The organism is Rhizobium sp. KNZ14-9A (genome assembly GCF_056755015.1).
Genome location: NZ_JBPGXB010000001.1, coordinates 636294 through 658913, shown reverse-complemented (window position 1 = coordinate 658913; position 22620 = coordinate 636294). Strand labels below are relative to the sequence as shown.

The window sequence follows — 22620 nt, the reverse complement described above, 5'->3', positions numbered from 1 at the left end:
AATCCAGTAAGGAAAGTGGCTATGCGCCACCCGGCGGCGCTTCCCCCGGCCATGCCGATACTGGCCTATGGCGAGCTCGAGCACCTGCTGCATAACGCCAATTCCGACGGGAAAGAAGGGACGATGTTTCGACGGACAAGGCTCCGGGTCCATTCGGCTGTACTTCGAGTGACCCTAATACTTTCGGCGGTTTTGGTTTCACCGGAGGACACAGTCGCGGGGCGATGGTCCCGGCGCCAGACAGGAGTTTTTCCGTCTTAACGCCTTCATCTTTTTGGAACTCGACGATCAGGCAGACCCTCGAGCAGAAGAGTAATCAGATGATTGGAACAAATCGGCCTTTTGCACGATTGCGCCATCAGCAGCCGCGTGCCGAGCGATCAACGATAGCTTTGATATCTGGTTGACCTCATTGCATAGGGCCTAGTGGCAAGCAACGGAGCACATAACTATGGGAATGCGACGGCACAACGTACCCAAAATTATGTTGGGGCTTGCGGCTGTTGCTGGCCTCGCTTTGTCTCTTGGAGGGGTCAGGGGTCGATCTCAGATAAATGCTGCGCCCGGTCACGATGTTGGTCGCGGCAGAGAGGCCGATGTTCCGGAAGAAATCCCAATGCGAGGGTTGCGGGACGTTTTCTGGCGCGTTGTCGGGGAGGTCAGCGAAGACAGGGTGATGCTGATCGCGGCGGGTGTGACCTTCTACCTGCTGCTGGCGATGTTTCCCGCTCTTGCCGCTCTCGTTTCCCTGTACGGCCTCGCCGCCGATCCGCTCACCATCGCAAATCATCTGCGCAAGCTTGCGATCATGCTGCCACCCGGCGCCTTTGACATCGTTGCCGACCAGATCCGGGCGCTCGCCGGCCGACGGGAAGAAAGTCTGGGAATAACGTTTTTCGTCGGCCTTGCTTTCGCGCTGTGGAGCACTCATAGCGGCACGCTCGCCCTTTTTGATGCGATGGACGTAGCTTACGAGGAAAAGGAAAAACGCGGGCTCGTCCGCCTCAACCTTATAGGCCTTGCCTTCACGCTCTGCACCATCGTCGGCGCAATCGCGGTCGTGGCACTGATTGCGGTCATACCGCTCATTCTGTCCTATGTCTGGCTCGACGGGTTGAAAGAGAAGCTCGCCCTCTTTGGCCGCTGGCCGTTGCTGCTCATCATCGTCGCCGGCGCGGTCACGACGATCTATCGGTTCGCACCGAGCCGCGAACCAGCAAGGTTGCGCTGGCTGACCTGGGGAGCGGTGTTGACGACGATCGCCTGGTCGGCAATGTCGCTTGGATTTGCTTTCTATCTGGACCACTTCGCCAACTATAATGCCACCTACGGGACACTCGGCGCGTTGATCGGCCTGCTCGTCTGGATCTGGCTCTCCGTCACCATCCTCATCATTGGCGCCGAGCTCAATGCCGAGCTTGAGCATCAGACGACAAAGGATACCACAACCGGCACGCCCCGGCCGATGGGCACACGCGGCGCCTATGTTGCCGACACGCTAGGGCGCCGGGCCGATTGAACCGGTGCGCTGACTGCGTGTGGGCGCCGCCTGCAATGGCTGCGATCATCAATGCTGAAGGCGCCTTTGCCAACCCGGCGACCTTGGACCCCAAAGAAGCGATCGCAATAGCACTGGCCAACGATTTGTAGGGAACAAGGTCGCTACGCTGAGGTTTGGGATCATCAACCGAACCTGCCAAAGATCGTCGCGTGCCGTAGCGGCTTCCGATTTGCGACAATGCAGGAACAAAGGCAGCAGAATTGACAAGAGGAGGACGACGCATGAAGGCGCTTACCTGGCACGGCAAACATGACATCCGCTGCGAGAGCGTACCCGATCCGGAGATTGAGGACGGTCGCGACGCGATCATCAAGGTTACCGCCTGCGCCATCTGCGGCTCGGACCTTCACCTTTTCAATGGCGTCATGCCCGACATGCATAGTGGCGACATTATGGGCCACGAAACGATGGGCGAGGTCGTCGAAGTCGGCAAGGACAACCGCAAGCTCAAGGTCGGCGATCGTGTCGTCGTTCCCTTTACGATTTCCTGCGGCGAGTGCTTCTTCTGCAAGCGGGGCTTCTTCTCAGGTTGCGAACGGTCTAATCCCGATCCCTCAAAGGTCACCAAAATGTGGGGAAATTCGCCCGCCGGCCTGTTCGGCTATACGCATCTGCTCGGCGGCTACAGCGGCGGACAGGCGGAATATCTGCGCGTGCCTTATGCCGATGTCGGTCCGATCAAGGTGCCGGACGGTCTGAGCGATGAGCAGGTTCTCTTTCTTTCCGACATCTTTCCGACCGGCTACATGGCGGCTGAATTCTGCAACATCCAGCCGGGCGAGACGATCGCGGTCTGGGGATGCGGGCCAGTGGGTCAGATGGCGATCAAGTCCGCCTTTATTCTTGGGGCCGAACGGGTAATCGCCATCGACACCGTGCCGGAGCGCATGGCGCTCGCGCAAAGATCGGGTGCCATCACGCAGGATTTCCGGGATGAGGATATCTACGACAGGATCATGGAACTGACGAGCGGCCGCGGAGCGGATGCCTGCATCGATGCCGGTAGGCACCGAGGCGGACGCCTCGGCAAGCTGGGATTCGCGCATCGACCGCATCAAGGTCGCAACTTTCATGGGGACCGACCGGCCCCACGTCTTGCGTCAGGCGATCCATTGCTGCCGGAACTTCGGCACGGTCTCGATCGTCGGCGTCTACGGCGGCTATCTCGACAAGATCCCGCTGGGTTCTGCGATCAACCGTGGCCTGACGTTCAAGATGGCCCAGACGCCCGTCCAACGCTACCTGCCGCTTCTGATGGAGCGCATTCAGAAAGGCGAAATCGATCCTTCATTCGTCATAACACATCGGGCGTCTTTGGAGGACGGTCCTGATCTCTACAAAACGTTTCGCGACAAACAGGATGGTTGCATCAAGGTTGTCCTCAAGCCCTAGGAGAAACAACATGGCCGAAACTGCTTCGACGAAAGGCATGGCCGTTATTACCGGCGCCTCCACCGGCATCGGCTTTGAGCTTGCCCTATGCGCCGCACGGGATGGTTACGATCTCATCATCGCCGCTGACGAAGCCCGCATCGTGCAGGCGGCGTCCCGACTGAAAGCTTTCGGTGTCGCGGTCGAGCCCATCGAGACTGACCTTTCGACTCTTGAGGGCGTCGATAGATTGATCGAGCGCATCGAGGCCGACGGTCGGTCCGTCGATCTCCTGATGGCGAATGCCGGCCGTGGTCTTGGCAAGGGTTTTCTCGATCAGAATTTCGCCGACGTGCGCAAGGTGGTGGACACCAATATCACCGGTACGATCTATCTCGTTCAGCAAATAGGCAATCATATGCGGGCCCGTGGTGAAGGGCGGATCCTGCTGACCGGTTCGATCGCCGGTTTCATGCCGGGCTCCTACCAGGCCGTCTACAACGGCACGAAGGCCTTCATCAACAGCTTCTCCTTCGCGCTGCGCGAGGAACTGAGAGGCAGCGGCGTAACCGTAAGCTGCTTGATGCCCGGTGCGACTGAAACGGAATTCTTCAAACGGGCCGACTTGATGGATACGTCGATCGGCCAGGCAAAGAAGGACAATCCGGCCGATGTGGCGCGGATCGGCTATGACGCCATGCTCGACGGCGAAGGTGATGTCGTCAGCGGCTGGAAGAACAAATTGCAGGCCGTCGTCGCCAATGTGACGCCAGCCAGCGTACTCGCGCATCAGTATGCAAAAATGGCAGAGCCTGGGTCGGGCACTAAATAGCCCTCAGACAGGCCGCGCCGCTGATCACCGACACCGATTATCGCGAAAGAGCAAGTATCGAAACCAGCGGAAGATGATCCGAAGCCATCCTTGCGAGCGGGTCATTCGGGACATAGGCATCGACAACACCTATTGCCTCCGTCACGAAGATATGGTCGAGCCGCATAACAGGGAACCGGGACGGGAAGGTGGGACGGAAACCGGTCCGATTTACCTGTTGCACGTCGCGAAGCCGGCGGGCCGCAGCTCTGTAGGCGGCTGATGCGGGGATCGCATTGAAATCGCCGCAGAGGATGACGGGACCGTCATGATCTCCAATCCATCCGGCACCGAGCAATGTGTTCATTTGCTGTATGCGTTCGCGCCCGCGCAAACCGAGATGGGTGTTGATAACAAGCAGCTTTTGATCGCTGACGAATATTTCGAGCGCGATCGCCCCGCGTGGCTCACCCATCGAGGGCAGGAGACCGGCTTTTTTTGCGCCGGTCGGAAGTGCCGTGATGATTGCATCTCCGTAGAGTTCCTCCGCCACGGTTAGTGCCGGGTGAAAATGGGCCTGCATCTTCAAGAGCGAGGCAATTGCCCTCGCCTGATCCAGCCCCCCTGTGCGCGACCGGCCGACATCGACCTCCTGGAGTGCAACAATGTCGGGCTTGGCCTGTGCGATGACTTGAGCAATGCGCCCAGGATCAAGTTTCCGGTCGGTGCCGACGCAGCTGTGGACGTTATAGGTCATGAGCGTGATGTTTTCTGCCAAGGGCGTCCTCAAACCTCTGATCCCCTGCGAGGAACACAACAGCGCCTCGTTCGTTCCAACTTCACGACGCCATTCCGCGCGTCCGGGAAAGCATGCATGACTCTTAAATCGCTGATCTGGAAAGGCCTGTTCGTCGCCGCAATCGGCCTCGCCGCCTTTCTTCTCTACCGGATTTTCCGCCAATATAGCGCAAGCGAGATCTTGGATTCCTTTGCGAACATCCCCATTCAAAGCTTGCTGCTTGCTACGCTCGCAGCAGCCGGCTCCTATATCTGCCTGACAGGTTTCGATTTTCTGGCGGTCCGGTCGCTTGGCAAACAACTCGCCTATCGGCAGGTCGCGCTCGCGTCCTTCGTCAGTCTTTCCCTCGGCCACAATATCGGTTTCGCCGGCTTGAGCAGCGGCGCCTTCCGCTATCGTTTCTATTCCCGCTGGGGCTTATCGACCGAGGACGTGGCGAAGATCGTTCTCTTCTGCGGCATCACTGTCGGCCTTGGACTTGTCACGCTCGGCGCCCTTGCCCTGATTGTCAACGCTTCAGACGCAGCGCCTCTGTTGCGGCTGTCTGAAGGCAGCGCCCGGCTATCAGGTGCTGCCCTGTTGCTGGCGCCCCTCACTTATGTGGCGACATCTGGTTTGGTGCGGGCCCGCCTCCATCTCTGGCGTTGGTCGGTTGAATTGCCTCCGCTCCCGATCGCTATCTGCCAAGTCGCGATTGGGGCGGTGAATTTCCTGTTCGTATCGGCATGCCTGCATGCACTTTTGAGCGCCTTCGCCGAGGTCGCATTTCTCCGTTCGGTGACGGCATTCGTACTCGCGAATTCGGCGATCCTTGCGACCCACATCCCGGGCGGTCTCGGCGTCCTGGAGACAACGGTCAGGCACGTCGTTCCGGATGCTGCCACGATCGGCGCACTGATTGCGTTCCGGGCGATCTATTTCGTGCTGCCGCTCATGCTGGGCACAGGCTTGCTGCTGATCTCGGAATTCGCGCCGCGCAAAGGCCAATCGCGCAAGGATGGAAAGACCGTGACGCGACCGCCCTCCGAGGCCCGATCAGGATAAGGCGGGCGCCTGCGGGTCAAAGAGCAAGGTTCCAATCACCGGCTCGAGGCGGCCAGGACCGATATCCGTGTCGAGCGCTCGCAGGCACCTGGGACCGCCGTTCAAAGCCTCGATCGTATTAATCATCGAGCCAAGCTGGCGCATTTGATCGGCGACTGTGGCTGCCGACATTCCGAGATGTTCGGCAAGCAGACGATTACGCAGATTGGCGATTGCCTCGAGATGGTCGGGCGTTGTGGCGTCAAGGCGCATATCGCATTCGGTATCGAGCCACTCCGACCGGTGATTGAGGTTGGACGAGCCGATCCGCACGATAGCATCATCGGCGATCAGCAGTTTCGAATGAACCAGGACCTCTGCCTCGCCCTCCACACCGGGCACCGACGGATAGAAGACCCGCAGCCGATCGTGCCGATCAGCCTTTTTAAGGCAGCGGATGACCCGACGGCGGTTGCGACCCATGACCAACTGCTCGATGAATCCGTGCGAGCTGCGGGTACAGATGATGACGATCTCCGGGCCGTCCAATTCGCCAAGGCGCGCGGCGAGCGCCTTGGCAATCGTCTGGGACGCCAGATATTGCGTTTCGATATAGAGGCTGTGCCTTGCGTCTTTGATGATCTCGAGCGTCATTCGTATGCCGTCTCGTGTGCCACCGCCAATCCCCATTCCCCGTTCGGTCAGCGCAAAGCGGGCAGGAATGTTATTGATCGATACCGAGCGGCTCGATAGTTGGCGGCCTTGCGATGCAACATAAGGAAGCGGTTCATCCTGACCACTCGAATGGGTCCATCGGCGCCGCGCGATGCGACCGATCTGCCAGGCGGCCTCCCCCGTGACCATGGCCTGGACGTCATGCAGTGGATCGTGTGGTTTTCCGTCCGGGTCCTGCCGACGTGGGTCGCAGGCAGCATGCCGTCGGTCGTCGAACCGTCGCGAGGTCAGGTCAATACCACCAATGAAGGCGACATCGTCGTCGACGCAGACAAGTTTTTGATGATGAGAGGCGTACCAGTGCTTGTGGGAGGCGAAGCGCAACTTAATGCGCGGATGGGCCGGGAAGTCAGTGCGATAAAAGGATCGGAGCGACTTTTGCGAATAGATCGGCCCCATTGACCACACAAGGATCCTGACATCAAGCGTGGGGTTGGCTTCAACCGCGCTCCTCAGCAAATTGCCGAGGGTTTCAGTCGATCTGCCGGGTTCCAGCATTATGTCCGGATTGAAATCCCACCCAATGATGAAGATGGAACCACACGCCTGGCGCAACGTCTCGGCAAGGCGTTCAAAGTAGAGCTTGCCGTTGACAAGAAATTCCACCGAATGCGCCGTTCCACCGAAGGGGTAGTCAGTTGACGGGCCGCCCGCCAAAATCTTTGGCGGCATAGTTCCAACGTAGGTTTTGGCGGAAGTCGGGAGGGTACTGTCCATACGGCTCATCAGGGTCGTGGGGTCGCTACAACTGCTCAAACGCAGTGCTCCTCATATGAGTTCCGAAACGTTGTTTGATCGCGACGGCAGGCTCGCCGGGCCTTTATCGCATCGCTGGCCGCGGCCCAAATTCACGAACCGACCTAAACAACAGCCTTATCTTGCGACCTGGCGCTGGGCGATTTCGACCTCAGCTGTTCTTTGGCGGGTCCTCAGCATATTGCCCGGTTCCGCTAAAAGCGTGCAGCCAGGGCTCGCGACGCTTCGTCCAGACCTCCATCTGCGGGAAAATCCTGCTCGGCGCCTCGTCCAGGGAGCCCAGCCGGATTTCGACATCCTGCTTGTTCAAGCAAAACAGCCTGCAACCGCAATGAGGGCAGAAGCTTCGCCCCGCATATGCCTTGAGATCGCCGGTCACCGAAAAAGCGTCACGCGACCAGTGGGCGAAATAGACGAACGATGAACCACTTTCCTTACGGCAATCCGCGCAATGGCACAGTCCGGTGCGATAGGGCTCCCCTTCAACCTGGAACCGCACCGCGCCGCATAAACAACCGCCCTGTCGAACCATGTGTCTTCCTTTTTGAAACTGCTGCTGTTGCATGGCCTTAGCCGGCACGAGGGGGCAAGGGCGCAACAACGCGCCGAAAAATAGGTTCCTCTTTCCGGCTCGCAGCCGTCTTAACCATTTGACATCCTCGTGATACGAAAAAAAGCCGCCCATTTCGGGCGGCCTTGCTGACGTGATCGTGGTCAGGCGACCTTTTGGCCTTTAGGGTTGGCCTGTGCTTGCGCGAGCTGCGTCAGCTTCTTGTCGGTTGCTTCTTCTTCAGCAAGGCTTGCTTTCAGGAGTGGCACGGCATCCTTAAGGCCGAGCTGGTTCGCCCAGGCAATCAGCGTACCGTAGCGCGCGATTTCGTAGTGTTCGACGGCTTGGGCCGACGAAATCAGGCCGGCATCGAGCGCGGGCGCACCCTTGAATTCCTCCATGATTTCCTCGCCTTCGGCGATGATGCCCTGGATCGCCTCACAGGTCTTGCCCCGCGCAGGTTTGCCGACAAGTTCGAAAACCTGCTCAAGGCGCTCGATTTGAGCCTGCGTCTCGTCGCGGTGTTGAAGGAACCCCGCCTTGCCTTCTTCGGACTGGGCCGCACGGGCCATCTTCGGTAACGCCTTCAAGATCTGCTTTTCAGCAAAATATATGTCCTTGAGAGTGTCAAGAAAGAGGTCGTCCAAGGTCTTTGTCGATGCCATAATAGTTCCTCCTACGGGATCGATTGATGATGTTCGCCGGCGTCTGCGGCCAGCGAAGACCAACCCTAATGCAGGCAGAGGCAGTATGTTCCTGTACGGATGCGGACCGAAACGACTGCCTTGACCGCGCTCGTTCGCAGCTAGGAGAAACCCAGCCGGTCAATGGCGCCTGCTGCGGTTGGCATTAAAACTCGTTGCCCGCTCCCCATCACAAAATGCTGGTCGCCTTCGGCACAGCAGGAGAGTCCTTCTAGATTTCGGGACAACCCCTGACATTGGCGAAGCTGATGCGGTCGGGCCTTCCGCTCCGCGTGAAGCCTTGGACGGTGATCCTTCGCGCGGTTTCGCGAATGATCTGTGGACGCCGAAGACCAGCATCGCGTGCGTTATCCAATGCATCACGCGGATCGCAGCGCCGGCGCGAACCGGGATCGTAATCCGGATCGACATATCGATCACGATCACGGTTTTGCACGTCGACGCCGCCGGGGCCGATATGAAATTCCACTTGCGCCTGAGCCACGGAGGGCGCGGAGACGCCACTCAGGAGCAGTGGTATAAGTGCAACTTTGATAAGGGTGTTCATCTCTACCTCCTTTGCGCTGCAACTCAAACTTCAGATCGCTGAATTGGTTCCTTGCGCTAACGGCGGTCGTATCGGGCAAACAGCGGACTTCATTGTCCTGGGTATTGCTGGGCGTCGGCCTCCGGTGAAAAGAGATGGAAAGGAATTCGAGTGACCTGCGACAGGGTGGGGAAACCGGATGGCCCATAGCAATGACGGCAGGTGTCGAGATACCGGATGCGCGGAACCTGCTGAACAGCGCCGGTTTCCTTTTTGCCGCACCGTTGCCAACGATGGTTGGCTCACCAGCCGATCGGGTCGCGACGAGGAAAGGAAAGGCGACGTCTGCGACACGACCGGCTCCATACTCCTGGGGGTTGTTCGAACGACGCTGCGTTGCGCGACGCATTCCGCGAGAGAGGTTTTCTGGCGAGCGCGCGACCCCTATCGGGCCTCGTCGTCGGAAATTTCCTCCAGCGTAACGCCCGCGAGTTCCTCATTTAAGCGCGCGATATCCCCGAGTGACAGGATGCCCGTAATAGATCCAGCATCGTCGAACACGAGAAGTCGCCGCATCTGAAGTTCCGACATTCGATGGGCCGCCTCGCGCAGTTCGGTGGTTTCCAAGCAGCTCTCAATCCCGCTCGTCATGATGTCGGAGATAGGTCTCGCGATATCAATGCCTTCCGCAACGGCACGCACGACGACGTCTCTGTCGGTCACAATACCCAATACTTGCCCGTCGATGACCGGAATAACGCCGGAATCGATCTCCGACATCAGCCGCGCAACGTCCCGAATGCTGGCGTCGGGGGTTACGGTAACCACCTGCTTCGTCATTACGTCTTTAACTTGCATGTTTGTGCCTCCCATGGGTTTGCGTTCTCAAAACTTGAAGGCGCTCTTGAGGTTCCCATCGTAATGGACGGATCGTCATCTTTGGAAGCTTTCAGCGGCGGGGGCTCAAGGTGCAGACGACCCACGGCCAAACATGCGAGCAGACAAATCAGCTTGGCGAGCGGAGCAGCGAGCCGAGAAGGGCACCTTTGCAGTTGAGAAAGGGTGCGTGCCGGGGACGGACGCTGTTCGTCGATCCAGCCCCGCGATACCCGCAAGTTTGCCGCACGAAGGAAAGAAGCGAGGCTTGTAAATTCCGATGAGTACGTTGACGGTGGGGCAGGTTTCTTCCATCGAACCCGGTCTTGGAACCTCTACTACCGAGCGAAGTTAGAAAGGATTCCGGCAGAGGACGGCAGGCACTTGAGCGGACATTGGATTCATTTGTGCATAGACATGCAACGGATGTTTGCGGAGGACACGCCGTGGCGCGTTGCATGGATGTCGAAAGTATCCCCAGCCATCGTGGAGATCGCCAGCCGCTATCCGGATCAAACGATCTTCACCCGGTTCATTCCACCGTTACGCGCAGAACAGATGCCGGGCGCCTGGCAGGCATATTATCGCAAATGGCAGGACATGACGCTCGACCGTCTCGACCGGGATCTCATCGATCTCGTTTCCGAGCTCCGCCGTTTCGTGCCACCGGCCCGTATTTTTGATAAAATGACTTACTCTCCCTGGATGAGTGGTCAGCTTCACCGCGTGCTCCAGACCGAAGCCGTCGAGACGCTTGTCATCACCGGCGGCGAAACGGACGTATGCGTGCTCGCCGCTGTCTTAGGTGGGATCGATCTCGGATATCGTATACGTGTGCTCACAGATGCAATTTGCAGCGGCGCCGACGACACCCACGATGCGACGCTCAAGCTGCTCGGCGACCGATTTTCGGTGCAGCTCGACCTTCTTGAGACGGAGACCTTCCTCAAGAAAGCCGCCAGCGCGAGATGATTTCCGCAGGATCATGTTGTCAGCCAATCTTGCCTGAAGGAAATGACCTCGACGTCCCTTGCCGAGGACGCCATTCAGGGTCGAGGGCTTCTTGTTCCTAAAACAGGGAACAATACCCGGAAGTCGAAGTTCCTGCTTGATCAGAGACGGAGACACGTATGCTGTACACCGACCTTGTGGCGCAATCGGTTGAAGAGCTTGCATCACATTTTACCGCTATGAGCATTGAAGAGGTCTTTGCGACGATGCGACAACTTGAAGTCCTCAGTGAGAACGTTGAGGGAGAAGAGCGCGAAGAGGTTCTCTCTCGAATCGCATTGGTCGAAGAAGAGATTGAGCGCCGGTTTCCGGGGCAGTTGCTGGCACCGTATCGCGACTGGAAGAAAAGCCAGCCACTACTTTAGACGCTAATGTTTTGCAGACCATGGCCAATTCGTCTGCTAGCGTACGGCCGTGTATCGTTGGAGCTATTGGTGCGTTTCCTCCCTACAATCAACGGGAGACCAGTAGATGGCCGACGACAATGCCACGCCCCGACGGCGCCTGTCCACATCGCTTACTCAGAGGAGAGAGGCGTTCGAACAAACAGATCGCGCTGCTCGCGACGCGCTTGAAGATGAACGAAGGCGCCGTGACGAGAAGAGTGCCAGGCTAAAGGCAGCGAGACAGCAGGCAGAGCAGCAGCGCTAGACTTTGGCGAATAGCCTCAATCCGGTAGAGCTTCCACTCCCCCGGCGTCGCGCTCAAGGCCTACAAATTCGATGTATCAATCTTGCGAATTTCACAATTGCCTGAAGATGAGGCACCATCCGCTGCACAACCCATAGCGCCGACCCAGGTTATTGCGCGTAGCAGCTCGGTCCTTGACCAGCGCAAATGTCGGTTGGGACCTCCCCGGCAACGGGCTTTCGCTCCCGCCGTTGCAGTCGAAAGGGAGAGAACTCAACGGGAATGACGAACCCGAAAGATGGTGCATCAGGCACCTTCTTGGCGGCGGTTTGTCCGCCAGCGTACGGACGGCGGCTTAAGCGGGCGAACTTGCTCACCAACAGGAACTCTCGACCGGGTTTAGCGTTTCGTAGCCGCTAAAGACGGGACGGAATTCATGAACAACAATCGCAATGAATGGATCGCAGCACGGGCCTACTCGCTTTGGGAGCAGGCAGGAAGACCGTTCGGCCAGGACGAGATCCACTGGCAACAAGCGGTACTCGAGCGCGAGCTTCTGGAGGAAACTCAAGCTTCCGCCGACGGCAGGGAAGTGATGGAAAGACCAAGGGCAAGCGTAATCGAGCCTCGAAGTGTCCTCATTGTCGAGGACGAATTCCAGCTCCGTTATAACATTGTCGATTTTCTGGATCAGGCTGGGTTCCAGACACTTGAGGCCGCCAACGCCGACGAGGCGCTCGTTCTGTTGAAGAACAATGTCATCGACACCCTGTATACTGATATCGATATGCCCGGCAGCATGGATGGCCTTGGCCTCGTCGCCAAGGTGCGTTCTCACTGGCCCTCAACGCGGGTGATCGTGACGTCCGGCCTTGTCAAGCTTTCTCACAAGGATATGGAAGCGGGCGTAACCTTTGTCGCCAAACCAACCGCCGGCTTAGAGTTGCTTAAGCTTCTGGCATAGTCCGCGAGGCCATATTTCCATCGGCCCCTCGGCTTACTCGGCAAGGACCTACTGTCGATTTCGGCTTTGGCTTCTTTGCGGCGAGGGGACGATCGCCTCGCCCACCCCCCCGATGGGGTATCGGTCGCATCGTGGGTGCGCTCGATAACCACGGGTCGATGCGACACGCCAAAGCAATGTAGCAGGGATCAGCAATCAACTATAGCTCATCGAGAGGTCGTCGCCGAGCATCGGGTGCCGTGCCCAGTTATTAGAACCATGACAAGGTCGAAGGGTCCTCCGGAAAAATGAAGGCATTACCATTGCGATGCGAGGACGCCGCTGGCTGTCCTACCGCGCCGCTTCTTCGCCAAGCCGGTCGCTCAGTTTAAGCCGCGCACGGTTTATCCGGCTCTTGATCGTGCCGGTCGCGCAATGGAAATGGGAGGCCGCGTCTTCGTACGAATGTCCTTCAATCAGCACATATTCGAAGACGGAACGATAAGGTTCGGCGAGTGCTGCGCAGGCCGCTTCAAGTTCCCGACCCCGCATGTGCCACTCCTGATCGGCCGGCACCGAGCCATCCAAGGCCGCAGTTTCCTCACTGCCAACAATCTCACGTTTTCCTACACGATACTGGGTGCAGAAAGTGTTTCGCATGATCGTAAAAACCCATGATTTGAGCCTGGTGCCTTGCTGGAAGCGATCGATATGACTCAGTGCCCGGAGAAGAGTTTCCTGTACTAAATCATCGGCGTCGCCAGGATTCCTTTGGAAGGCTCGCGCAAAACTGCGCAACGCCGGAATTAACGCAACCAGTTCTTGTTCTAGCTGGGCACAATTACTCTCTGCTGTTTTCATTCATCCGTTCCTCCATCTAAAGCGGATAAAGAAACTTGACCTTTCTTCGTTCCTTATCCGTACGCTAACGTACGGGCCCTATTGGATTCTCGGGGAAGGATCGAAGAGCGCGCTCGCGATCTCCTCGAGTGCGTTCGGCTTGCCAGCAAGATAATACCCCCCATAGTGCTCCGGCACGCCACTACCAAGATAGGCAGTGGCGAAGACAAATGGGATTCCGGTGTCTTGGAGACGTTCCGCAATTGGGAAAACCGTTTGACCCTCAAGCCGGATGTCTAGGATTGCGCCTTCGACCACATATTCTTCGATTAGGGCCAAACCGATCTCGACGGAAGGAGCAGGACCGATGACAGTTGCGCCGGCCCGTTCGAGGGCCATTCTGGTTTCATCGGGCACGAAATATTCATGCTCGACGATAAGGATACGCTTTCCCCTCAAGAGGTGAAGACTTCCACTTCCCATCAGATGCCATTCCCCGGTTGACGACGAATTATCTCATATTCAAAGGATTCCATGCCGGCGATCTGGCAACATGCAAACATCGATTCTGATCGCTGCGCCTGAATTTAAACGTCTAAGCGTCAGTGACAAAAGAAGTTCCCGCGAATTGCCCCGTTCTGTAATAAGCCCGCGAAGCTCATGCTTCGCTCGCCGTTGAACTCTATGGCAACATCCGCGTTAGCTTGCGAAGGCGGAGGAATTCTCATGCAGGACTATCACCATCTGGAGCATGCAAGGCAAGTTGCCATGGTCGCTCACGAGGGGCAGCAAGACAAAGCTGGCAATCCCTATTTTCATCACTGCCAGCGTGTTGCCGATCGCCTGGTGAGCGAGGATGAGAAGATCGTCGCTTATTTGCATGACATTCCGGAAAAGGCACCGGCTTGGACAATTGATCGTCTGACAGAAGAAGGCTTCGCTGCCAAAATCATCGCGGCCGTGGATGCTCTTACGCGCAAGGCAGACGAGGACGACGCCCACCTCGTTAGCAGAGCAGCGGCAAACCCGCTTGCGCGGTCCGTCAAACAGGCCGACTTGGAAGACAATCTCGCTCAGGCCGAGCAGGCGGGGCTTGATGCGGAGAAATACAAGCGCGCCTTGGCTCTCCTCGCGGGATGAAGGGCCAGCAGCATGTTCGCCTTGCGGGTCAATTCATTGCCCACGGCACGACTCCACCAACGTTTTTTTCGGCAGGCAACTCCTGGGCGGTCTTTCTGCGGATTGGGAACAAAGTCGGACAAAACAGGTTCTCATGACCGTTGCCTTTCATCCAACCCACATTCTGCTCCCCTTCGAACGTCAGTAGATCACTATCCGCCTAAGGATGAGGCTGACAGCGTAGTTAAACCATGACGAGGAGATCATGCGCATTCTTATCGCGGAAGACGAGCCTATCATTGCCCTTGAATTGGAGAGGATCGTCCAGGAGGAGGGTCATCAGGCCGTTGGGCCCGTCTCAACACTGGAGCAGGCGCTCGCCTACGCGCCTCGCGTTGATGCGGCACTTGTCGATCTTGGCCTTTCCGACGGTTCGAGCGGAGCGGCCCTCGCGCGGAGGCTCATTGATCGCTTCCAGATCAAGGTGATCTTCGTTACCGGTCGCCCGGACGCTGTCGGCGCGGGTCTAGAGGGTTCGGTCGATATCATCGGAAAACCGTTTTCCGACGACAGCGTTCGTCGCAGTCTCGCAAAGGCGTTATCCTGACTGTGCTCTACGCGATGTCGTCGGTTCGACCCGCGAGGGCGCCGCAGGGCGGAACACAATTAACGTTCGCTATTTATTCAGGCTGTGCGTAGCTTTTTCGCAAGAATGCGCCTCTACGCAGCGAGGTTCGCCCCGCGCAATCGAGCCCGCTTGCGGATAGGGCATCTGCTTCGATCCGAAAACAACTGGCAGATCGAACCCGCTCCGGATCATCGGATACAGCAATCAATAAACCTCGCCGAAGGCGCGGCGTTACGGATCCACGGAGAGCGCACGGGAAAATTGGCGGCTTAAGGAGAGCCGCCAAAATCCTCGGAATACAATTAGAGACGACGATCGCGCTGGCGCTCGGTCTCGATCTGTTCAGGCGTATAGGGCTGGGCCGCCTCATCGAACCGACTCCAGCCCTGCTCCTGATAGCTGGCCCGACGCGATGCGTAGTCAACCGGACGCGACCTGCCAAGAATGGCTTGCGTCTCGGCGACCCTGCTGTCCTCTACCTTCGCGGTTACGACCGAGCCGCCCCGGCGGATTCCTTCGGCGTAGAAATTCGCTTCGTCTTCGGGAACACCCTCATTGATCATTGCCCCGACAATGCCGCCGACGGCCCCGCCCGCAATTGCGCCAGCCGCCATGCCGGCGGCAGTTGCAGCTAGCCACCCAGCCGCAACAACAGGCCCGACGCCGGGAATGGCCATCAGGCCGAGCCCGGTCAATAGTCCGCCGGCTCCGCCGGCCACCGCGCCGACACCGGCGCCGGTACCTGCGCCTTCGGCGGCATGGCTTCCCTGTCCCTCGATATCCACGCCGTGGGCGTTATTCGTTACAATGCTTATGTCGTCAGACGAAATTCCGGCATCTTCCAATGCCTTCACGGCTGCGCGGGCGTCGTCATAGCGATCATACAGTCCTGTAATCGTTCGCATGTGGATCTCCTTAATGTCTTGTAATTTGGATCTTTGTTACTTGGCCAGCGTCACGTTGCCCTGAAAGTCCAGGGAAACGGCCGCGTCCTTGCCATCCTTTTTTGCGGCGGCGCGCCAAACACCCTGATCGTCCAGCTTAAGCCCCGTGACATCGGTGTACCCGGCGTCCTCAATGCGGGACTTTGCCTGATCCTCCGTGAAACTGTTCTTGCCGGCCACGGGGGCGCCCGGGTTGTGTTCCGTATTGACGGCAGGTGTGGTCTGCGTCGTCGAAGGCGTCTCGCTCTGGGCAAAGACAGCCGTTGCCGAAAGCAAAAGACCCAGGGAAAGTGCGGCGGTCTTGTTCATAGTCATCTCCTTTTGTTGCCCGTCTAAAACATCGAAAAATACAAATTGTTCCGACGCTTAGTGATAAGGGCGCAATCGGCTGCGGCGATCGCGAAAAGGCCTATCGATCAGATGTGCGACTGTCGCTCGGGTGGAATTCGTCTCTGGGATACGATCGGATTCTATTCCATGAACCTTGTTCGCCGGACGCCGCAGGACGATCCCTCGCTTGGGATGTCCCTGCGCGTCTCTTTCAAAGGCTGCTGACGGATGAAAGGTTCGCCCGCGCGATTAAGCGCTCGAGACGTCGTCAACAGCGTCAGATGAGCGCACAACAGGGCTCTCTCTTTCATTGTCGCCATGAGTTCCGGACGCCTGATGATTGCCCGGTGCCTCGTGTGACACACGCAAGCGCTTCGGCTGCATGGGACGTCGCCAAAATCGGCTAGGATTCGGACTTGATGGCACTGCTTGCCGCCGGCTTGATCCTGACCCGCTGATCGCCGCTGTCGGGATCATAAACCGCGAGGTCGACGAGCAGGTCACCGGACCTTGAAACGACGTCGAGAAGGGCACCGGCGAGTCTGGCGGCGCAAACCGTGTTGGTCGAAAGGTCGAGTGTCTCGTCGCTTGTGAGGGCTAGGCGGACGCTGACTTTGCCGTCCGCGGACAAGGCGAAAGGCTGGAAACTCTCGAATTCGAGACAGGCGTCCGCCTCTCCATCCGCAGACGGCTTCCTGGATTCGAAAACCTGCCCGAAAGTCCGTGTCTTTTGTCGTCGGTCCATGGTGTCCCCTGTCGACACCGTCTCGTCAGTGCAATGACGATCGGTTCGGCTGTCGCTTTGTGACGTGCCTCAACACGCCGATGAGGCGAGCGCAAGAGGGGACCACCTCGAAGGCGACGTCTGGATCGCCTTCGCCGATATCGGGTGCCAGCCGTCGCATGGTCAGGGACACGTCCTCAACCAGCAGCGCAAGTTCCCCGCGATCGTCCTCGCCCAAATCCTTCAGCAACGCGAGCAGCGTGTCTGCGAAGGGGACCAGTATCGCGATCGTTTGCACCGACGTGAATTGAGGTTTTGTAGGATCGATCCGCATGAGGCCCCGCTTTGCCTGTGACTTGTCGCAAGGATCGGCAAGGTCAAGGGAGAGAAGCCAAGGCGCGGCCGCATTAGCCTCGGTGTTCACGGGCGAGGGCAGGTTTGCTTGCCGCGCCTATTTTGGCAATTGCGACCGGCATGCCGCCGAGATCGACGCGATGACTGTCCATTGGTATCCAGGATCGCACCTGTTCCAGACGCCGCGGGTCGAGCCGCGCGCTGAACACGCCTGCCTCATCGCCGGCCTGGGTCAGAATCTTCCCCCAGGGGTCGCAAATCATCGAGTTTCCGAACATGTGGCGATCCTCGCCGTCAGGCGCTGTATAGGAACCGCATTGTCCGCAGGCGACCAGGAAAGCCTGGTACTCGATCGCGCGCGCCCGGCACAGCACCTCCCAGTGATAGCGACCGGTTTGCGTTGTAAATGCAGCCGGCAGGATGAAGACGTCAGCATGATGGCTCGCCAATCGGTCGAACAGCCGGGAGAAGCGGAGATCGTAGCAAATGCAGCAGGCGATCCGAAACCCGTTGAGCTCATAGATCAGCAACTGGTTTCCGGGCGCGACAGTGTCCGATTCCGCGTAGCGCTTGCCGTCCGGCGCCAGGATATCGAAGAGATGCACTTTCCTGTAGGTGCCGACCTGTCTTCCGGAAGCGTCGAATATGACGCTCGTGTTGAAGATCCGGTTATGGCCGGGCACACTCTCAAGGATGCTGCCGGCATGGATCGCAACACCGTGCGCGGCGGCAAAGTGCTGCACCATGTTGTAGGCCCTGCCGCCCGGAACAAGATCCGCGGCCGCCGACTTCTCGACCGTCGTTCCTCCCGTCCAATCGAAATGTTCCGGCAAGACGATGAGATCGGGGCGCTTATCGCGCACCGCCTTCAACATCAGGCGGCTTGCCTCGGAGAGATTATAGGCCCGATCAGGCCGGGCATTCATCTGGATGAGAGAGATCTTCATGCGAGGTCCTGTTGATCGAATGAGAAGATGGAGCTGCCGGAAGCAAGATGGCGGCGCAGCACGGCCGAGCGTTGCTGGCGGGCGATCGCAACATGGGCAAGCGCGCGCATGCGCTCGGCATCGGCGACGAAGACACCCTCGCTGTCGGCAAGAACGGCATAGCCTGGAAGCACAGCGGCCGAGCCGCAGGCGATCGGAACATTGATCGACCCGCCGATCGCAAAGATCCGGTTTGTGGTGCGCGACGAGACACCGCGACACCAGACGGGGAGGCCGATGTCCCTGATCTCCTCGACGTCGGTGCAGGGGCCGTCGATCACGATGCCACTCGCCCCCTTGGCCTTGGCGGCGGTCGCAACACCGCCGCCGACACAGGCAACATCGTCGCCATCGACGCGGGAAATGACCAGCATGTCGCCCGCCTTCAGCATGTCAATCGCCTTGTAGATGACAACGCCGTCGCGGCCCGGCGCCGCGACGGTCAAGGCGGGGCCAAAGGCCCGGCATGGAAAGACGGGACGGACATTGGCGCCAACAAAGCCCAGATGCTCGACATGTCCGATCGTTGCGGTCTCGACGGCCGGAAGCATGTCGAGGAGATCCGGGGGTAGGCAAAGCTGGCGTTCATTGGCCCGATAGAAGGGTGTCACGTCACGGTCCTTCCTAAAGGGAGATCAGATCGGGCGCTCGCCCGAAGTCGTCGTGCGATGCATGATGCGGATCGACGCCGGGTCGAAGGAGTCACGCCGGTGCATGGTGCATCGGTTGTCCCACATCATGATGTCGCCCTCGTCCCATCGCTGGACGAAAACCTCCTGCTGCTTGGTCGTATGATCCCAGAGTTCGGCAAGCAGCGCGTTGCTTTCGTCGATCGGCATGCCGACGATCCAGGCACCGTCAGCCGTGCCGCCGAGATAGAGCGCCTTTCGGCCCGTTTCCCCATGCGTGCGCACCAGCGGATGGACCATGCCGTTCCACTCGCGGAAATCCCGGCTGGAGGGAGCCACCTCGCCGAGACGGAGTTTGCCGGTCTTGTCATAGACGTGCTGGAAGAAGATCTGGCGGCCGGTGACGAGCTTCTTCAGGACCAGCGGCAGCGTCTCATAGGCCATATAGGTCGACAGGAAGTACGTATCGCCTCCTGTGGGCGGTACCTTGACGGCCCGCAGGATCGCGCCGGCGGGCGGCTTTTCATAGAACCAGGTATCGGTATGCCAGGTCGCCTCGCTGTTGCCCATGGCGCCCGTCGGCTTCCCGTCCTTCGTCGCATTGCTGATGACGAGGATCTCAGGATGGGTGGGATGACCGCCTTCCTGCAACTGTTTCGGATGGATCACGAACTCGCCGAAATGGCGCGAGAATGCCACCTGATCGGCATCGCTGATCCGGGTGCGCTTGAAGCGCAGCACGCCATACTGGAGCCAGTATTGGCGCAGATCCTCAATATCGCGCGCATCATAATTGTTGAAATCGAACCCCTCGATGTCGGCGCAGACATTGCTCTCCTGCTGCACCGCCTTCAGTCTTTCCTTCAGCATTTCAATCTCCTTCTGTGGTCTTCCTTGAGACCGGAGCCATCCTAGGTTGGCGCAGGACCGCAGTTCCAATATCGATCGCCGCGCATTGATAACCGAGGGCGATCGGTCGCTCTCACCGGGAAAGGGGACGCACATCGGCCGGATCGACCGACATGGTGACGGCCTGACCGGGCTCATAGGAACGGGCCATCGCACTGCCTGGATGGTGCAGAACAAGCCGGTGTCCGCCCTCCACCACGACCTCCAGCTCTGCATGGGCTCCAAGATCGATAACTCTGTGGATCGTCGCTTCGAGCCGGTTCATGCCATCGGGCACCGCTGCCCGGGCCGCGAGCGTCAGGCTTTGCGGTCTGATCGAGCAGAAGCTGATCACGCCGCCGTCGGCCGCAGCCGATCGCGCCCTCAAGACGATCGGGCTGCCGTCGATCGACAGCTTCACGCCTGCGGCCGAGGGCGAGGATGCGCTGACCGGCAGGATGTTCGACCGTCCTATGAAATCGGCAACGAACCGCGAGGCGGGATTGCGATAGATGTCGCCGGGTGTGCCCTGCTGGGCGATCGAGCCGGCGTCCATGACGATAATTCGATCCGACATCGCCATGGCCTCTTCCTGGTCGTGCGTCACGTGGATGAAGGTCATGCCGAGCGTCTCGTGGATCTCCTTCAACTCGACCCGCATTGCCTCGCGCAGCTTGAGATCCAGATTGGAGAGAGGCTCATCGAGGAGCAGGACGGAGGGCTTAGGGGCAATCGCCCGGGCAAGCGCGACACGTTGCTGCTGGCCGCCGGAGAGTTCTGAAGGATAGCGTGTGCCGAAACCCTCGAGGTGAACGCCGCGCAGCGCCTTCTCGACGGCTGCGCCGATCTCGGCACGCGGCGCGCCTCGCATGCGCAGCCCGAAGCCGACATTGTCGGCAACCGTCATGTGCGGGAAAAGCGCATAGTTTTGAAACACCAGGCCGAGATTGCGTCTCTCGGGCGGCACTTTCACCTGGCTGCGTCCGCGGATGCGGATGTCACCCTGGCTTGGCGTGCTGAAACCGGCAATCATGTTCAGCGTCGTTGTCTTGCCGCAGCCAGAGGGACCGAGAATGCTCACGAACTCGCCCGCCGGAACTTGTAGATTTATGTCCCTGACCACGCTCAGGCCTGCGAAGGATTTGCTGACCGACAGGAGTTCGATATCGAATTCGCTCATTTGCTTCCTCCATGAAGCTGTGCGGAAAAGCCGCCGACTTTCTCGAAGATCAGGATCACCGCCAGGATGAAGGCCATCGATGCGACATTGACCGCCGCCATGATCGGATCGAGGCTGTATTCGAGGTGATTGATGACGGCGATCGGCAGGGTCGTGTCCCCTGGTCGGACCAGAAAGACCGACAGCGGAATGTTGTTGAATGAGATGATGAAGGCGAATGTCACGCCGGACAGAACGCCCGGCTTGATCAGCGGCAGGACGACATAGAACATCCGCTGGTGCTTGCTGGCGCCGAGGATCTGCGCTGCCCGATCGAGGTTTTCGTCGAAATTCGCAAGTGCGCCTGCAGCCATGCGTATGACGAACGGGAGTGCAAGCACGACATGTGCGGCAATCAGCGCCGGAGTACCGAGCATCTTCTGCAGACCGATGATCGACAGGAACAAGACGATCGCCACCCCCTTGACTATCTGCGGAACCGAAAGCGGCGACAAAAGGGCCGCCATGATCGCGCTCGAACCCGGAATGCGCTCGTGGACAAGCGCAAAGGCGGCCAGTGTGCCGAGAAGGCCGCTGATCGCCGCAACGATCACCGCAATCTGGACGCTCGACAGAAAGGGCTGGAGCCATCGCTCCTCGAAGAGACCGCCATACCAGACAGGTGTCCATTCCCAGGGTCGGAAGGTCACCGACGCGTTCGGGCTGATCGACGCCGCGATGACGACCAGGAGCGGAAGTGTGATGAAGGCCAGCACCAGAGCGAGCACGGACCAGAAACCAACTGCAATCAATTTCGTCATTGCGTCTGTCCCTTCCGCGATGTTTTGCGTGCTTTGAGGCTTGCCTCCCATCGGATCCCGATCAGCGAGACTGTGAGCATCATCGCGAGCAACGCGATCGACATGACGCTGGCGAAGGGCCAGTCGATGTAGAACAGCACTTGTTCGGAAATCATCGTCGCGAGCACCTTGAAGCGCGCGCCGCCCAGAAGGGCGGGCGTCGCGTAGGCGCTGGCCGCCATTGTGAAGCTGATCAACAGCGAGCTGACGATGCCGGGCACGGATAGCGGCAGGACGATATGACGGATGACGGAGGCTCTGGAGGCGCCAAGCATCTGCGCAGCGCGTTCGAGGTTGACGTCGATGCCCTGTATGCTCGTCATCAACGACAATATCCCAAAGGGCAGCACGACATGCGTCAGCCCGGCGACAACCGCAAACAAGCTCTTCGAGAGGGGAAGCGGCGTTGAAATGACACCGAGATGGATCAGCGCATCATTGATGAAGCCACGATCCTCGAGGATGATCAGCCAGCCATAGGTGCGCAGCACCACGCCGGCGAGTTCGGGCGCGAGCGCCAGCGCGAAAACGACGGTCCGCCAGCGCGATCGCGAACGGGCGAGGAAATAGGCCACTGGATAGCCGAGCAGTGTGACGGCCACGGCGACAAGAGCCGACATGATCGCCGTGCGAACAAAACCGGCTAGGGACAACCCGTCGAGGAAGAAGCGTTCGTAATTTGCGAGCGTCGGGACAAAGGTCCGGCTATCGAGGAAGCTCATGGCGATCATCACGCCCATCGGAAGCGCGAAGAAGGTCGTAAGCAGGAGGCAGGACGGCGCCAGCAGCATCGATGCCGGCGCTCGCACGGTTAGGCGCCCGGAAACGGCCGGGACAGTGGCAGCAAGCGTTACCATGGAAAC

Annotated in this window: 26 protein-coding genes and 1 pseudogene; 9 read left to right on the top strand and 18 right to left on the bottom strand. The window is 58.9% G+C overall.

Annotation, left to right across the window (positions count from 1 at the left end; translation table 11 throughout):
* Positions 1-451 precede the first annotated feature (451 nt).
* The 3 genes and pseudogenes from ACR9ZQ_RS03525 to ACR9ZQ_RS03515 all read left to right on the top strand — a co-directional run bounded on the left by ACR9ZQ_RS03525 (position 452) and on the right by ACR9ZQ_RS03515 (position 3764).
* The gene (locus tag ACR9ZQ_RS03525; protein WP_481426858.1) at positions 452-1519 is read left to right on the top strand and encodes a YihY/virulence factor BrkB family protein; all 1068 of its coding nucleotides are present in this window, start codon (positions 452-454) and stop codon (positions 1517-1519) included.
* A 263-nt stretch (positions 1520-1782) separates the two neighbouring features.
* A pseudogene (locus ACR9ZQ_RS03520) lies at positions 1783-2953 on the top strand (zinc-dependent alcohol dehydrogenase).
* A 10-nt stretch (positions 2954-2963) separates the two neighbouring features.
* Positions 2964-3764 (top strand): SDR family NAD(P)-dependent oxidoreductase, encoded by an 801-nt coding sequence (locus tag ACR9ZQ_RS03515; protein ID WP_481426857.1) that lies wholly within the window; start codon positions 2964-2966, stop codon positions 3762-3764.
* Between the two features lie 37 nt (positions 3765-3801).
* On the opposite strand, the gene ACR9ZQ_RS03510 is transcribed toward ACR9ZQ_RS03515, so the two are convergent.
* Positions 3802-4500 (bottom strand): endonuclease/exonuclease/phosphatase family protein, encoded by a 699-nt coding sequence (locus ACR9ZQ_RS03510; protein ID WP_481427273.1) that lies wholly within the window; start codon positions 4498-4500, stop codon positions 3802-3804.
* Positions 4501-4617: 117 nt separating this feature from the next.
* Between ACR9ZQ_RS03510 and ACR9ZQ_RS03505 the strand changes: the two genes are divergently transcribed.
* Positions 4618-5586, top strand: coding sequence for a putative bifunctional lysylphosphatidylglycerol flippase/synthetase (locus ACR9ZQ_RS03505; protein ID WP_310384390.1), 969 nt, complete (start codon positions 4618-4620; stop codon positions 5584-5586).
* Here ACR9ZQ_RS03505 and ACR9ZQ_RS03500 read toward each other — a convergent pair.
* The 5 genes from ACR9ZQ_RS03500 to ACR9ZQ_RS03480 form a co-directional block, all read right to left on the bottom strand.
* Positions 5578-7017 (bottom strand): phospholipase D-like domain-containing protein, encoded by a 1440-nt coding sequence (locus ACR9ZQ_RS03500; protein WP_481426856.1) that lies wholly within the window; start codon positions 7015-7017, stop codon positions 5578-5580. The two genes, ACR9ZQ_RS03505 and ACR9ZQ_RS03500, sit on opposite strands and share 9 nt — an antisense overlap.
* A 190-nt stretch (positions 7018-7207) precedes the next feature.
* On the bottom strand, positions 7208-7621 hold the full coding sequence (locus ACR9ZQ_RS03495) for a GFA family protein (RefSeq protein WP_481426855.1): 414 nt from the start codon (positions 7619-7621) through the stop codon (positions 7208-7210).
* 149 nt (positions 7622-7770) lie between these two features.
* Positions 7771-8271, bottom strand: a complete 501-nt coding sequence (locus ACR9ZQ_RS03490; protein ID WP_025669695.1) for a YciE/YciF ferroxidase family protein — start codon at positions 8269-8271, stop codon at positions 7771-7773.
* A gap of 250 nt (positions 8272-8521) precedes the next feature.
* The gene (locus ACR9ZQ_RS03485; protein ID WP_310384399.1) at positions 8522-8857 is read right to left on the bottom strand and encodes a hypothetical protein; all 336 of its coding nucleotides are present in this window, start codon (positions 8855-8857) and stop codon (positions 8522-8524) included.
* Positions 8858-9280: 423 nt separating this feature from the next.
* Positions 9281-9694, bottom strand: a complete 414-nt coding sequence (locus ACR9ZQ_RS03480) for a CBS domain-containing protein (RefSeq protein ID WP_310384401.1) — start codon at positions 9692-9694, stop codon at positions 9281-9283.
* A 402-nt stretch (positions 9695-10096) separates the two neighbouring features.
* On the opposite strand from ACR9ZQ_RS03480, the gene ACR9ZQ_RS03475 reads away from it, so the two are divergent.
* The 3 genes from ACR9ZQ_RS03475 to ACR9ZQ_RS03465 all read left to right on the top strand — a co-directional run bounded on the left by ACR9ZQ_RS03475 (position 10097) and on the right by ACR9ZQ_RS03465 (position 12317).
* Positions 10097-10684: a cysteine hydrolase family protein gene (locus tag ACR9ZQ_RS03475; protein WP_025669692.1), complete on the top strand. Its 588-nt coding sequence runs from the start codon at positions 10097-10099 to the stop codon at positions 10682-10684.
* Between the two features lie 158 nt (positions 10685-10842).
* Positions 10843-11088 carry a hypothetical protein gene (locus tag ACR9ZQ_RS03470; RefSeq protein WP_310384406.1) on the top strand — a complete coding sequence of 82 codons (246 nt, stop codon included), beginning with the start codon at positions 10843-10845 and terminating at the stop codon, positions 11086-11088.
* Between the two features lie 701 nt (positions 11089-11789).
* Positions 11790-12317: a response regulator gene (locus tag ACR9ZQ_RS03465; RefSeq protein ID WP_310384408.1), complete on the top strand. Its 528-nt coding sequence runs from the start codon at positions 11790-11792 to the stop codon at positions 12315-12317.
* 330 nt (positions 12318-12647) lie between these two features.
* On the opposite strand, the gene ACR9ZQ_RS03460 is transcribed toward ACR9ZQ_RS03465, so the two are convergent.
* Both ACR9ZQ_RS03460 and ACR9ZQ_RS03455 read right to left on the bottom strand, forming a co-directional pair.
* Complete coding sequence (locus tag ACR9ZQ_RS03460) at positions 12648-13157, bottom strand: sigma-70 family RNA polymerase sigma factor (protein WP_310384410.1); 510 nt, start codon at positions 13155-13157, stop codon at positions 12648-12650.
* 78 nt (positions 13158-13235) lie between these two features.
* Positions 13236-13619, bottom strand: coding sequence for a response regulator (locus ACR9ZQ_RS03455; RefSeq protein WP_310384412.1), 384 nt, complete (start codon positions 13617-13619; stop codon positions 13236-13238).
* A gap of 243 nt (positions 13620-13862) precedes the next feature.
* On the opposite strand from ACR9ZQ_RS03455, the gene ACR9ZQ_RS03450 reads away from it, so the two are divergent.
* Both ACR9ZQ_RS03450 and ACR9ZQ_RS03445 read left to right on the top strand, forming a co-directional pair.
* Entirely contained in the window at positions 13863-14276 is a 414-nt protein-coding gene (locus ACR9ZQ_RS03450) for an HD domain-containing protein (RefSeq protein ID WP_049818532.1), read from the top strand.
* 244 nt (positions 14277-14520) lie between these two features.
* On the top strand, positions 14521-14862 hold the full coding sequence (locus tag ACR9ZQ_RS03445) for a response regulator (protein ID WP_310384414.1): 342 nt from the start codon (positions 14521-14523) through the stop codon (positions 14860-14862).
* A 323-nt stretch (positions 14863-15185) separates the two neighbouring features.
* On the opposite strand, the gene ACR9ZQ_RS03440 is transcribed toward ACR9ZQ_RS03445, so the two are convergent.
* The 10 genes from ACR9ZQ_RS03440 to ACR9ZQ_RS03395 form a co-directional block, all read right to left on the bottom strand.
* Positions 15186-15788, bottom strand: a complete 603-nt coding sequence (locus ACR9ZQ_RS03440) for a general stress protein (protein WP_310384416.1) — start codon at positions 15786-15788, stop codon at positions 15186-15188.
* Positions 15789-15824: 36 nt separating this feature from the next.
* Positions 15825-16136, bottom strand: coding sequence for a PepSY domain-containing protein (locus tag ACR9ZQ_RS03435; protein ID WP_310384418.1), 312 nt, complete (start codon positions 16134-16136; stop codon positions 15825-15827).
* Between the two features lie 424 nt (positions 16137-16560).
* Positions 16561-16902, bottom strand: a complete 342-nt coding sequence (locus ACR9ZQ_RS03430) for a hypothetical protein (RefSeq protein ID WP_481426854.1) — start codon at positions 16900-16902, stop codon at positions 16561-16563.
* Between the two features lie 25 nt (positions 16903-16927).
* The gene (locus tag ACR9ZQ_RS03425; protein WP_481426853.1) at positions 16928-17215 is read right to left on the bottom strand and encodes a hypothetical protein; all 288 of its coding nucleotides are present in this window, start codon (positions 17213-17215) and stop codon (positions 16928-16930) included.
* Between the two features lie 73 nt (positions 17216-17288).
* Entirely contained in the window at positions 17289-18182 is an 894-nt protein-coding gene (locus ACR9ZQ_RS03420) for a carbon-nitrogen hydrolase family protein (RefSeq protein WP_481426852.1), read from the bottom strand.
* Positions 18179-18832 (bottom strand): RraA family protein, encoded by a 654-nt coding sequence (locus ACR9ZQ_RS03415; RefSeq protein ID WP_310384424.1) that lies wholly within the window; start codon positions 18830-18832, stop codon positions 18179-18181. The genes ACR9ZQ_RS03420 and ACR9ZQ_RS03415 overlap by 4 nt, the downstream gene beginning before the upstream one ends.
* A gap of 24 nt (positions 18833-18856) precedes the next feature.
* A complete protein-coding gene (locus tag ACR9ZQ_RS03410; RefSeq protein ID WP_310384426.1) occupies positions 18857-19720 on the bottom strand; it encodes a TauD/TfdA dioxygenase family protein in 864 nt (287 codons plus the stop codon).
* Between the two features lie 112 nt (positions 19721-19832).
* Positions 19833-20918 carry an ABC transporter ATP-binding protein gene (locus tag ACR9ZQ_RS03405; protein ID WP_310384428.1) on the bottom strand — a complete coding sequence of 362 codons (1086 nt, stop codon included), beginning with the start codon at positions 20916-20918 and terminating at the stop codon, positions 19833-19835.
* Positions 20915-21718 carry an ABC transporter permease gene (locus ACR9ZQ_RS03400; protein ID WP_310384430.1) on the bottom strand — a complete coding sequence of 268 codons (804 nt, stop codon included), beginning with the start codon at positions 21716-21718 and terminating at the stop codon, positions 20915-20917. The genes ACR9ZQ_RS03405 and ACR9ZQ_RS03400 overlap by 4 nt, the downstream gene beginning before the upstream one ends.
* Positions 21715-22614 carry an ABC transporter permease gene (locus tag ACR9ZQ_RS03395; RefSeq protein WP_310384432.1) on the bottom strand — a complete coding sequence of 300 codons (900 nt, stop codon included), beginning with the start codon at positions 22612-22614 and terminating at the stop codon, positions 21715-21717. The genes ACR9ZQ_RS03400 and ACR9ZQ_RS03395 overlap by 4 nt, the downstream gene beginning before the upstream one ends.
* Positions 22615-22620 lie beyond the last annotated feature (6 nt).

What these genes read in the sequence shown, in the direction of transcription:
- ACR9ZQ_RS03525 (WP_481426858.1), top strand. Translation starts at nt 452, where the DNA reads ATGGGAATGCGACGGCACAACGTACCCAAAATTATGTTGGGGCTTGCG.
- ACR9ZQ_RS03515 (WP_481426857.1), top strand. Translation starts at nt 2,964, where the DNA reads ATGGCCGAAACTGCTTCGACGAAAGGCATGGCCGTTATTACCGGCGCC.
- ACR9ZQ_RS03510 (WP_481427273.1), bottom strand. Translation starts at nt 4,500, where the DNA reads ATGACCTATAACGTCCACAGCTGCGTCGGCACCGACCGGAAACTTGAT.
- ACR9ZQ_RS03505 (WP_310384390.1), top strand. Translation starts at nt 4,618, where the DNA reads ATGACTCTTAAATCGCTGATCTGGAAAGGCCTGTTCGTCGCCGCAATC.
- ACR9ZQ_RS03500 (WP_481426856.1), bottom strand. Translation starts at nt 7,017, where the DNA reads ATGGACAGTACCCTCCCGACTTCCGCCAAAACCTACGTTGGAACTATG.
- ACR9ZQ_RS03495 (WP_481426855.1), bottom strand. Translation starts at nt 7,621, where the DNA reads ATGCAACAGCAGCAGTTTCAAAAAGGAAGACACATGGTTCGACAGGGC.
- ACR9ZQ_RS03490 (WP_025669695.1), bottom strand. Translation starts at nt 8,271, where the DNA reads ATGGCATCGACAAAGACCTTGGACGACCTCTTTCTTGACACTCTCAAG.
- ACR9ZQ_RS03485 (WP_310384399.1), bottom strand. Translation starts at nt 8,857, where the DNA reads ATGAACACCCTTATCAAAGTTGCACTTATACCACTGCTCCTGAGTGGC.
- ACR9ZQ_RS03480 (WP_310384401.1), bottom strand. Translation starts at nt 9,694, where the DNA reads ATGCAAGTTAAAGACGTAATGACGAAGCAGGTGGTTACCGTAACCCCC.
- ACR9ZQ_RS03470 (WP_310384406.1), top strand. Translation starts at nt 10,843, where the DNA reads ATGCTGTACACCGACCTTGTGGCGCAATCGGTTGAAGAGCTTGCATCA.
- ACR9ZQ_RS03465 (WP_310384408.1), top strand. Translation starts at nt 11,790, where the DNA reads ATGAACAACAATCGCAATGAATGGATCGCAGCACGGGCCTACTCGCTT.
- ACR9ZQ_RS03460 (WP_310384410.1), bottom strand. Translation starts at nt 13,157, where the DNA reads ATGAAAACAGCAGAGAGTAATTGTGCCCAGCTAGAACAAGAACTGGTT.
- ACR9ZQ_RS03455 (WP_310384412.1), bottom strand. Translation starts at nt 13,619, where the DNA reads ATGGGAAGTGGAAGTCTTCACCTCTTGAGGGGAAAGCGTATCCTTATC.
- ACR9ZQ_RS03450 (WP_049818532.1), top strand. Translation starts at nt 13,863, where the DNA reads ATGCAGGACTATCACCATCTGGAGCATGCAAGGCAAGTTGCCATGGTC.
- ACR9ZQ_RS03445 (WP_310384414.1), top strand. Translation starts at nt 14,521, where the DNA reads ATGCGCATTCTTATCGCGGAAGACGAGCCTATCATTGCCCTTGAATTG.
- ACR9ZQ_RS03440 (WP_310384416.1), bottom strand. Translation starts at nt 15,788, where the DNA reads ATGCGAACGATTACAGGACTGTATGATCGCTATGACGACGCCCGCGCA.
- ACR9ZQ_RS03435 (WP_310384418.1), bottom strand. Translation starts at nt 16,136, where the DNA reads ATGAACAAGACCGCCGCACTTTCCCTGGGTCTTTTGCTTTCGGCAACG.
- ACR9ZQ_RS03430 (WP_481426854.1), bottom strand. Translation starts at nt 16,902, where the DNA reads ATGGACCGACGACAAAAGACACGGACTTTCGGGCAGGTTTTCGAATCC.
- ACR9ZQ_RS03425 (WP_481426853.1), bottom strand. Translation starts at nt 17,215, where the DNA reads ATGCGGATCGATCCTACAAAACCTCAATTCACGTCGGTGCAAACGATC.
- ACR9ZQ_RS03420 (WP_481426852.1), bottom strand. Translation starts at nt 18,182, where the DNA reads ATGAAGATCTCTCTCATCCAGATGAATGCCCGGCCTGATCGGGCCTAT.
- ACR9ZQ_RS03410 (WP_310384426.1), bottom strand. Translation starts at nt 19,720, where the DNA reads ATGCTGAAGGAAAGACTGAAGGCGGTGCAGCAGGAGAGCAATGTCTGC.
- ACR9ZQ_RS03405 (WP_310384428.1), bottom strand. Translation starts at nt 20,918, where the DNA reads ATGAGCGAATTCGATATCGAACTCCTGTCGGTCAGCAAATCCTTCGCA.
- ACR9ZQ_RS03400 (WP_310384430.1), bottom strand. Translation starts at nt 21,718, where the DNA reads ATGACGAAATTGATTGCAGTTGGTTTCTGGTCCGTGCTCGCTCTGGTG.
- ACR9ZQ_RS03395 (WP_310384432.1), bottom strand. Translation starts at nt 22,614, where the DNA reads ATGGTAACGCTTGCTGCCACTGTCCCGGCCGTTTCCGGGCGCCTAACC.